At 70.9% G+C, this 12,762-nt stretch carries 11 protein-coding genes; 3 read left to right on the top strand and 8 right to left on the bottom strand.

All coding sequences use genetic code 11. The features are described from left to right. The first annotated feature begins 74 nt into the window (after nt 1-74). From ada to A7D27_RS20715, 3 genes are read left to right on the top strand one after another with little or no spacing between them, the layout of a single operon-like run. Nucleotides 75-1,196 carry a bifunctional DNA-binding transcriptional regulator/O6-methylguanine-DNA methyltransferase Ada gene (ada, locus tag A7D27_RS20725; RefSeq protein ID WP_069559830.1) on the top strand — a complete coding sequence of 374 codons (1,122 nt, stop codon included), beginning with the start codon at nt 75-77 and terminating at the stop codon, nt 1,194-1,196. Continuing rightward, on the top strand, nt 1,172-1,828 hold the full coding sequence (locus tag A7D27_RS20720; protein WP_069559917.1) for a 2OG-Fe(II) oxygenase: 657 nt from the start codon (nt 1,172-1,174) through the stop codon (nt 1,826-1,828). Before ada ends, A7D27_RS20720 begins: the two co-directional genes overlap by 25 nt. Beyond that, a complete protein-coding gene (locus A7D27_RS20715) occupies nt 1,818-2,108 on the top strand; it encodes an Ada metal-binding domain-containing protein (protein WP_069559831.1) in 291 nt (96 codons plus the stop codon). The genes A7D27_RS20720 and A7D27_RS20715 overlap by 11 nt, the downstream gene beginning before the upstream one ends. A gap of 292 nt (nt 2,109-2,400) precedes the next feature. Here the strand turns inward: A7D27_RS20715 and A7D27_RS20710 are convergent, their stop codons facing one another. The 8 genes from A7D27_RS20710 to A7D27_RS20675 all read right to left on the bottom strand — a co-directional run bounded on the left by A7D27_RS20710 (nt 2,401) and on the right by A7D27_RS20675 (nt 12,752). Continuing rightward, nucleotides 2,401-3,651 carry an acyltransferase gene (locus A7D27_RS20710; protein ID WP_069565943.1) on the bottom strand — a complete coding sequence of 417 codons (1,251 nt, stop codon included), beginning with the start codon at nt 3,649-3,651 and terminating at the stop codon, nt 2,401-2,403. A gap of 26 nt (nt 3,652-3,677) precedes the next feature. Then, on the bottom strand, nt 3,678-4,424 hold the full coding sequence (locus A7D27_RS20705; protein ID WP_069565942.1) for an SDR family NAD(P)-dependent oxidoreductase: 747 nt from the start codon (nt 4,422-4,424) through the stop codon (nt 3,678-3,680). A gap of 56 nt (nt 4,425-4,480) precedes the next feature. Then, complete coding sequence (locus tag A7D27_RS20700) at nt 4,481-6,193, bottom strand: GMC family oxidoreductase (RefSeq protein WP_069559834.1); 1,713 nt, start codon at nt 6,191-6,193, stop codon at nt 4,481-4,483. A 69-nt stretch (nt 6,194-6,262) separates the two neighbouring features. Next, nucleotides 6,263-7,027 (bottom strand): SDR family oxidoreductase, encoded by a 765-nt coding sequence (locus A7D27_RS20695; RefSeq protein ID WP_069559835.1) that lies wholly within the window; start codon nt 7,025-7,027, stop codon nt 6,263-6,265. A gap of 34 nt (nt 7,028-7,061) precedes the next feature. After that, nucleotides 7,062-7,790 carry a cupin domain-containing protein gene (locus A7D27_RS20690; protein WP_044403762.1) on the bottom strand — a complete coding sequence of 243 codons (729 nt, stop codon included), beginning with the start codon at nt 7,788-7,790 and terminating at the stop codon, nt 7,062-7,064. Between the two features lie 30 nt (nt 7,791-7,820). After that, nucleotides 7,821-9,545: an FAD-dependent monooxygenase gene (locus tag A7D27_RS20685; protein ID WP_069559836.1), complete on the bottom strand. Its 1,725-nt coding sequence runs from the start codon at nt 9,543-9,545 to the stop codon at nt 7,821-7,823. A gap of 20 nt (nt 9,546-9,565) precedes the next feature. Continuing rightward, nucleotides 9,566-10,279 (bottom strand): class I SAM-dependent methyltransferase, encoded by a 714-nt coding sequence (locus A7D27_RS20680; RefSeq protein WP_069559837.1) that lies wholly within the window; start codon nt 10,277-10,279, stop codon nt 9,566-9,568. A 28-nt stretch (nt 10,280-10,307) separates the two neighbouring features. Beyond that, nucleotides 10,308-12,752 carry an AMP-binding protein gene (locus A7D27_RS20675; protein ID WP_069559838.1) on the bottom strand — a complete coding sequence of 815 codons (2,445 nt, stop codon included), beginning with the start codon at nt 12,750-12,752 and terminating at the stop codon, nt 10,308-10,310. Between the last annotated feature and the right edge of the window lie 10 nt (nt 12,753-12,762).

The following is a 12,762-nucleotide window of genomic DNA, read 5'->3' as shown; positions in this document are numbered from 1 at the left end:
GCAAGAACCGGAGTTTTCACCGTCACCAACCCCGTTAACCTGCAACCGTCAACAGGCCCTTTTGGATGAATGCCATGAGCAGGACCCTTTCCACCGCCCCGCGCTACCTCACGGATGACCAGCGCTGGGCCGCCGTCCAGGCACGCGACCCGGCCGCCGACGGCCAGTTCGTCTACGCCGTGCGAACCACAGGCGTGTACTGCCGCCCCAGCTCCTCCGCGCGCCTGCCCAATCGCCGTAACGTCGAATTCTTCGACACCCCCGAAGCCGCCGAAGCCGCCGGCTACCGCGCCAGCCGCCGCCAGGCCGGCGACCGCACCGCAGCCGCTGCCCACCGCACCGCCGTGATCGCCGAGGCCTGCCGCACCATCGAGGCCGCCGACTCGCCGCCCAACCTCCACCAGTTGGCGGCAAGCGCGGGCATGAGCCCCTCGCACTTCCACAAGCTGTTCAAGACCGAGACCGGACTCACCCCCAAGGCCTACGCCTCGGCCTACCGTGCCCAGCGCCTGCGCCGGGAACTGAGTGAACAGGGCACCACGGTGACCGACGCCATCTACGGAGCCGGCTTCAACTCCAACAGCCGCTTCTACGAAACCGCCGACCAATTGCTGGGGATGCGCGCCAGTGAGTACCGCGACGGCGGCACCGGCGCCTCCATCCACTTCGCCGTCGGCCAGTGCTCCCTCGGCTCCATCCTCGTCGCCCAGAGCCAGCGGGGTGTTTGTGCCATCCTCCTGGGCGACGACCCGGACGCCCTGGTCCGCGACCTGCAGGACCAGTTCCCCAAGGCCCAACTGGTGGGCGGCGACGCCGGCTTCGAACGCCTGGTGGCTCAGGTGGTGGGCTTCGTCGAAGCCCCGTCCCTGGGCCTCGACCTGCCGCTGGACGTGCGCGGCACCGCCTTCCAGCAACGGGTCTGGCAGGCCCTGCGGGAAATCCCGCCGGGGGCCACCGCCAGCTACACCGAGATCGCCGAACGCATCGGCGCGCCCAAGGCCGTGCGGGCCGTGGCCCAGGCCTGCGGCGCCAACCACATCGCCGTGGCCATCCCCTGCCACCGCGTGGTGCGCCGCAATGGCGACCTCTCCGGCTACCGCTGGGGCGTCGAGCGCAAGCGCGAACTGCTGCAACGTGAAAGCCAGCCCAGCCACCCGACGAGCACAGCGCCATGCCTGAAACAGCCTGCGCTCTGAACCTGCCCCAGGACTGGGCCGCCATCGCCCAGGCCCTGGACGAACACGGCCACGCGCCCCTGCCCGGCCTGCTCGACCCCGAGGCCGCGCGGCGGCTGGGGGAGCGCCTGGCCCAGGGCCCGCGGGAGCGCCTGGAAACCCTCGGCCTGGGCCAGGGCGAAGGCCTGCGCGCCGGCCTGCCCCACGGCCACTGGAACAGCTTCCACGCCCCGCTCGCCGCCATCGCCAACCGCTGGTGCCAGGCGTTCGGCCAGCCCGAACAGCACGCCGCTCACGGCCAGGTGCACTGCGCCCACCTGACCCGCCTCGGCCCCGATGACTTCATGACCCTGCACCCGGGCGAGGACGACCCGGCGCTGCTGCCGGTGCGGTTGCTGGTGCTGCTCTCCGACCCGCAGGACTTCAGCGGCGGCGAGCTGGTACTCACCGAGCAGCGGCCGCGCATGCAGTCGCGGCCCTGGGTGGTGCCCCTGGCCCGTGGCGATGGCGTGCTGCTGTGCAACCAGCGCCGCCCCGTGCGCAACAACCAGGGGCAGCTCTACGGCGCCCAGTTGCGCCACGGCATCGGCCGGGTGCGCAGCGGCGTGCGGGTCGGCCTGGAAGTGAGCTTCCAGGGCCGCCATGACGACTGAAACGGGCGAACCCAGGGCCTGGCGCCTGATCGGCGCCGACGGCCGCCCCTGCCTCAGCCCGGTGCCCGGCACCCTCGGCGGGCACCGCCGCAACCGCCTCTACGGCCGGCTGGATTGCCGCAGCGCCCTGCAGGCACTGGCCCGGGGCGGCTACGTGGCACAACGGGTGTTCTTCCTCGACGAAGCCACCGCATTGAGCGCCGGCTACCGGCCCTGCGCCGTGTGCATGCCCGAACGGTACCGGGCGTGGAAGGCCGGCGAGCTGGCGCCTCCCCCGTAGGGTGGGCTTCAGTTCGTAGCCCGGGCTTCAGCCCGGGGTGCACGGGCACAGAACCCGGACTGAAGTCCGGACTACGGAGCCAGCCTGAACAGCCGTCGCGAGCGGCGATCGCTCCCACAGGGGGTTGGCGTACCCCCGTAGGGTGGGCTTCAGCCCACCAATGGCCACCACTCGTAGCCCGGGCTTCAGCCCGGGGAGGTCAGGCACAGAACCCGGACTGAAGTCCGGGCTACGGAGCCAGCCAGGGCGACCGTTCGCGAGCAGAGCTCGCTCCTACACAAACGCGCGGGGCTCAGGGCGTCGGGGTGGGTGCCAGGGCCTGGGGCGTTGCGGCTTCGGCGGTGCGGCTGCGTTCGGCGATGCGCTTGCTCAGGGCGATCATCGGTCGCTCCACGGTGCGGTGGATCAGCTCGGTGGCGCCAAACACCAGCACCAGCATCAGCGCCGTGTACTGCGGCCAGAGCGCGTCGGTGATGGCGATGCCTTCGCTGCGGGTGTAGCGGTGCATCAGCTCCAGGGTCAGGAAGAACATCGGGATGTGCACCAGGTACAGGGTGTAGGAGCGCTTGCCCAGGTAGTCCAGCAGTGCCTGCAGCGGCTGCGGGAACACCAGCAGGCCGCCCTCGCACGCCGCCATGAACACCAGCGCCAGGGACAGTGCGCAGACCACCGGCACCGCCAGCACGTTGCCGAAGCCGATGGCGGTGACACTGGCCAGCACCAGCGCCAGCACCGTGGCCAGCAGCGCCCCGGCGTAGCGATGGCGGCCGGCCCGCACACGCAGGGCGGCGAACCACGGCTGGGTGCTGGCCAGGTACAGCAGACAGCCGTAGATCAGCCCGTCGCAACGGGTCTGGGTGAAGAAGAACACCTTCATCGGATCGGACAGGCTGAAAGGCCGCAGCACCAGGCTCACCAGCAGCAGTGCGCCCACCAACGCCAGCACCCGTGCGCGGGTGCTCTTCAGCAGGATCAGGAACAGCGGGTAGAACAGGTAGAACTGCTCCTCCACCGACAGGCTCCAGTACGGCGCCAGCGGCACCCCGCCGGCGATCTTGTTGTCCGGCAGCCAGAAGTTGAACGTGTAGGTGAAGATGCCCAGCGCCGCCTGGGCGTTGTACACCGGCGGGGCGAAGTACTGGCCCTGGTTGAGGAACAGGCTGCAGGCCATCACCAGCGCCACCACCACCCAGGCCACCGGCAGGATGCGGAACACCCGACGCACGTAGAACGCCTTGATGCAGGCCGCCCGCTGCACGCCGCTGCGCAGCCCGTCCAGTTGCTCCAGCAGGGTGCGCGAGATGATGTAGCCGGAGATGACGAAGAACAGGTCGACCCCGCCCCAGGCGTTGCCGAACAGGTCCGCCACCGACTCGGGCTTGGGGTAATGCATGGTGAAGGTCCAGGGGTAGAACACCTGGTACAGGTGGACGTAGAAGGTCAGCAGCACGGCGATGGCACGCAGGCGGTCGAGTTCGAGGTTCCTCGACGGGCCGCCCTCGGTGACGAGGCCGGCGGCGGGCACTTCGGTCTTCACGTTCATGGTCTACCCCCGGAGGTGGCTGGCGGTCAGAGCTTGGTGCCACCGTCGACGCTGAGGATGTCGCCGGTGATCCAGCGCGAGGCGTCGGAGGCCAGGAACAGCGCGACATCGGCAATGTCCTCGGGCTGTGCGACGCGCTTCAGGGCCTGGATGCCGAGCACGAAGTCCCGCCCCTCGTCACTGCGCACGAAGCTGGACATCTCGGTGTCCACCACGCCCGGGGCCAGCCCGTTGACGCGGATACCGCGCCCGCCGAGGGCCTGGGCGAAGTGCAGCACCAGCGTGTCCAGGGCGCCCTTGGTGGCGGCGTAGGCGGGGATCTCGCCCACCGCCGAGCGCGCCCCAAGGGACGACACCATCACCACGCTGCTGCCCTCTCCCATCAGCGGCAGCAGTTGCTGGACGAGGAAGAACGGTGCCCGCACGTTGACCGCGAACAGCCGGTCGAAGTCCTCCACACGGGTGTCCTCCAGGCGGGCCGTCTGGGCGATGCCGGCGCAGGCCACCAGCACGTCGAGCCGGCGCACCTGTTCGCCCACCTCGGCGGCGAGGATGCGCGGCCCGTCCACGCTGGCCAGGTCCGCCACCAGCACGTCGGCGCGGCCGCCCCGGTCGCGGATCTCGGCGGCCACGGCGTGGGCCTCTTCCACGCCCCGGTTGCAATGCACCAGCACATGGGCGCCGGCGGCCCCCAGGGCCAGGGCGGTGGCCTTGCCGATGCCACGGGAGGCCCCGGTGACCAGGGCGGTCTTGGAAAGCAGGGAATGCTGCATGATGGATCTCCTGGGTTCAGTTCAGGGAGCGGCGCTCCGCGGGATGGGGTGAGGGTTCAGGCGGTTTCAGCGAGGCGCTGGCCGTGACGCTGCTCGGCCACCAGCACCCGCGCCGCCAGTTGCGCCACGGTGAGCACCGAGGCATGGATGTTCACCGTCGGCATTTCGGGGATGACCGAGGCGTCCACCACCCGCAGGCCGGACACGCCCCAGACCCGGAAGCGCCCGTCCACTACGCTGCTGCGCGGGTCGCGCCCGGCGCTGCAGGTGCCGGTGTAGTGCAGGCCGGGCCCGCCGTTGCGGGCGATGAAGGCGAGCTTCTGCGCCGGGGTGTCCAGCGGGTCGCTGGGGTAGAGCCCGCCGAAGTAGTCGGTGACCCCGGCGCCGATGGCCAGGCCACGGTCCAGGGCGGCGAGCATGATGTCGCGGTCGATGGCCTCGCCCAGGTAGTTGGGGTCGATCAGCAGGGACTGGCGCGGGTCGGTCCCGGCCAGGCGCACCCGCCCCCGGCTGCGCGGCTTGGCCAGAAAGGGGATGACGGTGTAGGAGCTGCCGCTGGGCAGGGGCACCGGGCCGAAGGGGTACTGCATACCGGCCACCTGGATGTCCGGCGCCTGCTGTCCACTGCCGTGGTGGTAGTAACTCATGGTCGCTACGCCGTTGGAGACCTGCGGCGGAATGGCCAGCCGCGAACGGTACTGCAGGCTGAGCAGCAGGTGGTCCTGCAGGTTCTGCCCCACGGCGGGCAGATGCAGCCGCACCGGGATGCCCTGCTCGCGCAGGGCCTGCTGCGGGCCGATGCCGGAGAGCATGAGCAGCTTGGGCGATTCGCAGGTGCCGGCGCAGAGGATCGTTTCGCGGCGCGCGCGGATCGATACCAGGCGGTTGTCCACCAGCACCCGCACGCCTTCGCAGCGCGAGCCACGGAGGATCAGGTTGGTGATCAGCGCCTCGCTCAGCACGCTGAGGTTGGGCCGGGCCAGGGCCGGGACCAGGAACGCCTGGGCCGGCCCCACCCGGTAGCCGTTGGCGGTGGCGTTGACCTCGGTGATGCCGGCGCCTTCCAGCGGCAGCCCGTCGTTGAGGGTCTGCACGCCGAGCCCGGTGGCGCTGCTGGCCGCCAGGTAGGCAGCGGTGAGCGGGTGCTCCCCGGCGAAACGCCCGAGGCGGATGCGCGGTGCGCCCTGGCCGGCGGGGCTGCCCACGGGCTGCGCCATGTCCAGGTAGGCCCGTTGCAGGGCCGCCACCGTCCAGGGGGCGCCGACCAGCTGCTGCCAGCGCTGCAGGTCGCGGGGGTCGCCGCGCAACCAGATCATCGCGTTGATGCTGCCGGAGCCGCCGACGATACGCCCGGCCGCCAGGCTCTGGGCGCGCTGGTCCAGCTGCGGCTGCGGGGTGCTGGTGCGGGCCCAGTCGGTGTCGCTGCCGAGGTTCTGCAGCCACAGCGCGACTTCGCGCACCTTGGGCTGGTCGATGCGGTGGCTGCCGGCCTCCAGCAGCAGCACCGAGGCGCCGGTGGCGGAGAGCCGGTCGGCCAGCAGGCAACCGGCGGACCCGGCGCCGACGATGATGTAGTCGTAGTCCCGGCGGTGGCTGGGGCGGCCTGGGTCAGCGGCGGCCAGGGCGGCGGCGGGCAGCAGCCCCATGCCGGCTGCACCGGCTCCCAGGGCCAGCAGGCGGGTGAGGAAGTCTCGCCGCCCGGAGGCGCCGAAACCGGCCGTCGCTTCGCCCTCGCCTGCAACGCCGGGCATGTCGTTGTGCGTCTTCATGTCGATGCGGATTCCATTGCGGTGGGGGACGGGCGCCGCGATGGCGGCGCCCGGATCGGCCGGGTGGCCTCAGGTGCGGGTGATGGTCACGCCGCCTTCCACGAACAGCGTGGTGCCGGTGACGAAGCTGGAGGCATCGGAGGCGAGGTACAGCGCCGATTGGGCGATCTCCTCCGGGCGGGCCATGCGCTTGAGGGCATGGATGCTTTCGACGAAGGCCTTCTGCTCCGCCGTGGAGGCGGCGGCGCGGCCCATCTCGGTGTCGGTGCCGCCGGGCATCAGCACGTTGACCCGTAGCCCCTGGGCGCCGTATTCGGCCGCCAGGGTGCGGGTCAGGCCCACCAGGCCGGCCTTGCTGGCGGCGTAGGCGGCCATGCCGGGGAAGCCGACGCTGTGACCGACGAAGGAGGAGGTGAAGATCAGCGAGCTGCCAGGGCGCTTGAGCAGTTCGGGGATCTGGTGGCGGGCACCGAGGAAGGCGCTGGTGAGGTTGGTGTCGAGGGTGTCGTGCCAGCCCTCCAGGCTGATGTCGGTCACGCTGCCCAGGGCGCCCATGCTGCCGGCGTTGTTGAAGGCGATGTCCAGGCCGCCGAACTGGCCCACGGCCAGGGCCACGGCCTCGCGGGCGCAGGCTTCTTCCTTGACGTCGCCCACCAGGGCCAGGGCCTTGCCGCCCAGGGCGTGGATCTCGCCCAGCAGGCGGTCCAGGCAGTCGGCACGGCGGGCCACGGCCACCACCTGGGCGCCTTGGGCCGCGAAGAGCTTGGCGGTTTCATAGCCGATGCCTGAGCTGGCACCGGTGACGATCGCGGTCTTGTTCGCCAGAGTTTTCATGCGTTCACCTTTTCTTCCATGTCGTGTTGAGGGATCAGTCCCGTTTGCCGGACTCGAAGAGCCGGATCAGTCCATCCAGGTTCTTGCCGAAGGGCGGCTCGCCCTCCTCCACCGTCTCGGCGTACTGCCAGAAGTCGGTGCTGAACATCATTCCGTAGTCGCGTGCTTCGCTGACGGCCTTGAGCTGGACGATGGGGTTGTTGCGGGCACCGCGCACGCCGGGGAGGATCGGCCGGGCGATGGATTCGAAGTAGTCCTTGAGGGTCACTTCGGGGGTGTCGGGGGTCCACACCAGCCACATCATCACGGTCTTGTCGGTGATGTTGACGAAGCCGTGGATGTGGTTGCGCCGGCCGAACACCATGGCGCCCTTCTTCATGGGGATCATGCGGATGGTGTCGCGCCCGGACACGTCCGGCGGGTTGTCCAGGTCGGTGTAGGTGCGGGTGCCCATGAACATCACCACGCCGCCGTCGGGGGCGTAGAACCACTCGTCGGTGCGGGTGTGCACATGCAGCGGCGGGCCGGAGCCCGGGGGGATCTCCACCTTGGCCATGAGGTAGCGGCCACGGGTGGTCTCGCCGGTCTTCACGAAGCGGATGGAGGCCCCTTCGGGCTCGCCGTTGACCACCTGCGGGTTGGGGTCGTCCTCGATCAGGGCGAAGGCCGCCGCGTTCTCCTGGGCGTCGTCCGCGTACTCGGATTCCAGTCCGCTCGCCTCAAGGGCCGGTTCCCGGATTCGTTCACTTGCCAATGCACTCATGTCGCCTCCTTGATGCCATCAGGTTGTCGATCAGCCCACTGCACTGAATACGCAGCCCAGCACCGGGCCCGGGGCCTGGATGCCCGCCACGCCCTGCCCGACGAGGCGGTCCAGCAACGCGCCGGCATCCTCCGGCAGGGTGTCGCCGCGCCAGCCGATGTGCTGGTCGGGCCGGACCAGCAGCAGCTGCACTGCGTAGAAGGTGAAGGCGGTGGCCGGCAGGTCGACCACCTCCAGGGGAATGCCACGGGCCCGCGCCGCCTCCACCAGGCGCGTGGACTCGGGGGCCTGCGGGCCGTTGCGCAAGAGGGTGAAGCCGACGCCCAGCCGGTCGAACACCGAGCACCGGCCGGTGCTGCCGTCGGCGATCCACAGGTGTGGCAGGCGCCCGCCCGGCAAGGTGCTGGGGCGGTAGAGCAACGGGTCGTCCTCGGGGGGCGTGCCGTCGTCCGGCCAGAGGATCGGCGAGCCGTCGTAGCGGGCGCCCAGCTCGACGCCGAGGGAGGCGAACTGTCCGCGGAACTGCTGCAGCGCCTCGCCCAGGCGCGCCCGCGCCTGCTGGCCGGCGGGCCCCGGGTCCTCGATCTCGGCGGGCACGTCCACCTGGCCGACGCGCTGGGTGAGGCGGCGGGCGGCGTGGGTATTGCGTAGGGTGACCGGGCGGCGCTCCAGCTCGTAGGTGGCCAGGAGCCCGTCGCCGGCCCAGCCCTGCACGGCGGCGGCGAGCTTCCACGCGAGGTTGGCGGCGCCGTCGATGCCGGTGTTCATGCCGAAGCCGCCGGTGGGCGAGAACAGGTGAGTGGCGTCGCCGGCGAGCAGCACCCGGCGGTCGGCAAAGCGCTCGGCCACCAGCGCCAGGCCGCCGTGCCAGACGGCATGGGCCAGCACGCTGACCTCGACGGGTTCACCGATGCCCTGCTGGATGGCGCGGATCACTGCGTCGTCCTGGGGCATCTCGTCGTGGCTGTGGGCCTGGGTCATGAGCAGGAACTCGTCGGCGCCGTCCAGGCTGATCAGCAGCATGCGCCCTTCCGGGGCGACGACGTTATACATCCAGGCCTTGCGGTCCGGCAGCAGGCGCCGGTGCAGGTCGGGGATGCGCACATGGCTGGAGAACATGCGCCCGCTGAGGAAGCCGCCGGTGCTGCCGTCCGGGCCGATGTAGCCGATGCCCAGGCGACGGCGGACGAAGCTGTGGCCGCCGTCGCAGCCCACCAGGTAGTCGGCGCGCCAGTGCTCGTCGGCAGCCTGCCCGGCGCTGTCGACGGCATGCAGGCTGACGCCGTCGGCGTCCTGCTGGAAGTCGTCGACCCGCCAGCCGAAACGCAGCTGGATGCCGGGGCGGGTGCGCAGGTGGTCCAGCAGGAAGCGCTCGACGTACATCTGGTTGGCCCGCAGCAGGGGCTCGGGCACCTGGTCGGTGTCCGGGGCCTGGCGGGCCGCCTGCAGGCGCTCGCGCTCGGCGGGCATGTCCAGGCGCGCCAGCTCCCAGCCGTTGAGGCGGGTGAAGTAGGCGACGTCCCGGGGGTGGTCGGCGGGCAGGCCGAGCCGGCGGATGCCGTCGGACAACCCGAGCCGCCGGTAGTGCTCCATGGTGCGGGCGTTGTGGGTGTTGCCCTTGGGGTGCCAGCGGGTGGTGCGCTCGCTGTTGAACAGCACCACCGGCACGCCGTGACGGTCCAGGAACAGGGCGAGCATCATCCCCACCGGGCCGCCACCGACGATGGCCACCGGGGCCTTGAGGGTGTCGTGCATGGCGATCACTCCCGTGGGGCTCAGGCCCCGGCCGGTGCGTGGGCACCCGGCAGGAGCTGGAGGATGTCGTAGCGCGGCGCACCGTCGCCCTGGCCGCTGACCGAGGCGATCACCCGCGAGGCGTAGCCGTGCTCGCGCAGCAGGGCCTCCAGGGCCTGGCCGTCGCCCTGGCTGCTGAAGCCCATCAGCAGCATGCCGCCGAGGGCGAGGTGGCGCGGGGCTTCGTCGAGGAATCGCCGGTGCGCGGCGTACCCCGGGTCGCAGAAGGCCAGCATGATGGCGGCGTCGAACACGTGGTCGGCTTCGACGAAGACGAAGTTGGAGTTCCAGAAGATGACGTCGAAGCGCTCGCCCTCCTCCAGCACGTCGAACAGGTCGCCCTGGCGCACGGACAGGCGTTCGGCGACGCCATGCCGGTTGGCGTTGGCGCGGGTGTTGGCGACGGCATCGGCGCTGATGTCGCTGGCCACCACCACGGCGCAGCCTTCGAGGGCGGCGGTGACGGCGGTGACGCCGGCCCCGCAGCCGATCTCCAGGAAGCGCCCGCCCCGGGGATAGGGCAGGTGGCGGGTGAAGATGCCGGTGGACTGGAAGTGGGTGGGCGGGAATACGCCGTCATGGACGATGAAGCGGCGCCCCATGCATTCGTACTCGCCCTGCTGGTCGGCCTGGGCGGCGGCGAGCCGCTGGCGCACCGAGGCGAGGGCGTCGGGTTGGAAGGTGGCCTGGGTCATGGTTCGGTCCTTGTTCGTGGGCGCGCGCTCAGCGCTCGGTTCCGGTGGAAGCCAGCGGGCGTTCGGATTCCCCGGCCTGGCGCTGCAGGTGCAGCAGGGCCTGTTCGTGCTCGCCGGCCAGCAGGGTCTCGGCCAGGCCACGCAGGCGGCGCTTGAGGACCTTGCCGGTGGCACCGACGGGGAGGAACGCGAGGTCGCTGGCCACGGCCACGGCCAGTTCGCCGTCCGCCAGGGTCACGCCCCGGCGCGCGGCGGCCTGGTGCAGGGCGGGCAGGACGCGGGCGGCCAGGGTGGCGGCCTGGTCCAGTGCCTGCCGCTCGGGCAGGACGATGGCGAGCACGCGGGTGCCTTCGGCGTGAGCGGGGTCGACGCCGACCACGGTGACGTCGCAGACGCCCTCCACCTGCTGCGCGGCTTCTTCCAGTTGCAGGGTGTAGAGGGCACCGCCGGTGGCTTCGATGACGTCCACGGCGCGGTCGATCTGGAAGAACTCGCCGTCGCGGCAGTAGGCGACATCGCCGGTGAGGAAGTAGCCGCCGCGCCAGGCTTCGACGGTCTTCTGCGGCTGCTTCCAGTAGCCGGAGGTGACGGTGGGCGAGCGCACGGCCAGCAGGCCGACTTCGCCGGGTTTCACTTCTTCACCGCTGCGGGGGTCGAGGACCTTGGCAACGGCGATGTCCACCGGGCGGCCGATGGAGCGCTGGTCGGCCAGGGATTCGCGGGTGGATTCGCTGCGGAACAGGGCCATGCCCAGCTCGGAACTGCCGAAGGCGTCGATGAAGCGCGACTGCGGGGCGCCGTCGAGGATGGCGCGCACGTGGCTCTGGTGGGAGGCGTCACCCATGGCGAACCAGCGGCGCACGCCGGGGAATTCGCCGGGGTGGATGCCGCCGTCCACCAGCAGCACGTAGCTGCGCGGGAAGGCGACCACGGTGGTGGGCTGGAAGTAGCGGATGGCTTCGCGCAGGGCCTGGCCGTCCTGGGTGCCCAGCACGTAGGTGGGGATGCCGTGGAGGATGGCCGTCTCCAGGTGGCTGATGGCCGCTGAGTGGGACTGCGGCAGGGCGGTCAGCAGGCGCTCGTCGGGGCCTTCGGCGAAGCGGCCGATGCGGGCGCGCTTGCCCATGAAGAACTGCCGGTGCTCGAAGCGCACGGCCTTGGGCAGGCCGGTGGTGCCGGAGGTGTGGCTGAGCATCACCAGGGTCGAGTCCTCGGGCTCCAGCGGCCACCAGGCGGGCAACTGCGGGGCCGGGTCGAGGTGCGAAAGGCTGACGTCGAGCACGGCCTGGGGCGCCTGGTTGCGCCATTGGCGGACGAAGGCGCTGGTGGCCAGGGTGGCGCTGTCGGTGACCAGGCGCTCGAAGCCGTTCTCGGCCATGTAGGCGAGGCCGAACTCGGCGGGCATGGCCGGGTTCATCAGGGAGATGGCGGCGCCGAGGCTGGTGAGGGCGAGGTAGTGGAGCATGGGCATGAGCCCGTCCTCGACGCTGACGGCCACCACGTCACCGGGCTTGACGCCCTGTTGCAGGTACCAGTCGGCCAAGGCCATGCGGTGGCGCTGCAGGTCGTTGAGGCCGAGGGCGCTGACCGGGGCGCCCTGCAGGAGGTGCAGCGGCCGGTCGAGGAACAGGAACGGCTGGTCGGCGGTGGTGCTCAGGGCCAGGCAGCGGTCGAGGAAGTTGGCGCTGCCGAGGCTGGCGTCGGCGCGCAGCGCCTGGAGGGCTTCGGGGCTGGTGAGGGTGCCCTGGGCCTGGCCGGTGCCGCTGCCCTGCCCGACCAGTTCGACGAGCATGTTCATGCGCAGGTGGACCATCTCTTCGCCGATGGCGATGACCCGGCTGCGCAGGTAGGGCCGCTCGCCGAGCATGCGGTCGATGATGTCGCGCATGACGATGGCGTGCTGCTCGTCCTCTTCGATGTGCAGGACGAAGAAGTGCTCGGCCTCGGCCGGGGCGTTGTGGCTGCGCAGGGCGTCGAGCACCGGGCCGTAGATCAGCGGGACGATGGCTTCGGCGCCGAGGCAGAGCGCGGCCAGGCCGTCCAGCGGGTCGCTGCTGCGGCAGTGGCGGAACATGGCGTCGATGAGCTGGCGGGTGCCGTCCAGCAGCGGGCGGCTGCGTGGGGCGGCGGCCATCAGGTCCATGGAGCGGCGGTACAGTTCGGCGTGGGAGATGTCGACGCTGTCGCCGCCGGAGAGCTCTTCGGTGAGGTTGTGGGACAGGGCCTTGAACTCGCCCTGGTCGGCCAGGCTGCCCATGAGGGCGCACAGGTAGCGGGTGAAGTACTGGGAGTAGTAGTGGTGCTGGATGAGGAAGTGGCGCAACTGGTCGAGGCTGACCGCGCCGTTGCGGCAGGCCACGAGGAAGGGGTTGGCCCTGAGCTGGCCGAGCAGGCCCTCGGGGAAGAGGTCCGTCCAGAGGGGTGACAGCATGTAGTCGTTGCGGCCGTCGGCGCGCATGTCGAGGTGTTCCATTGACCTTCTC

Origin of the sequence: Pseudomonas sp. 1D4, from assembly GCF_001728925.1 — a bacterium.
GTDB classification, from domain to species: domain Bacteria; phylum Pseudomonadota; class Gammaproteobacteria; order Pseudomonadales; family Pseudomonadaceae; genus Metapseudomonas; species Metapseudomonas otitidis.
This window is presented reverse-complemented; position numbering and strand designations above follow the sequence as displayed.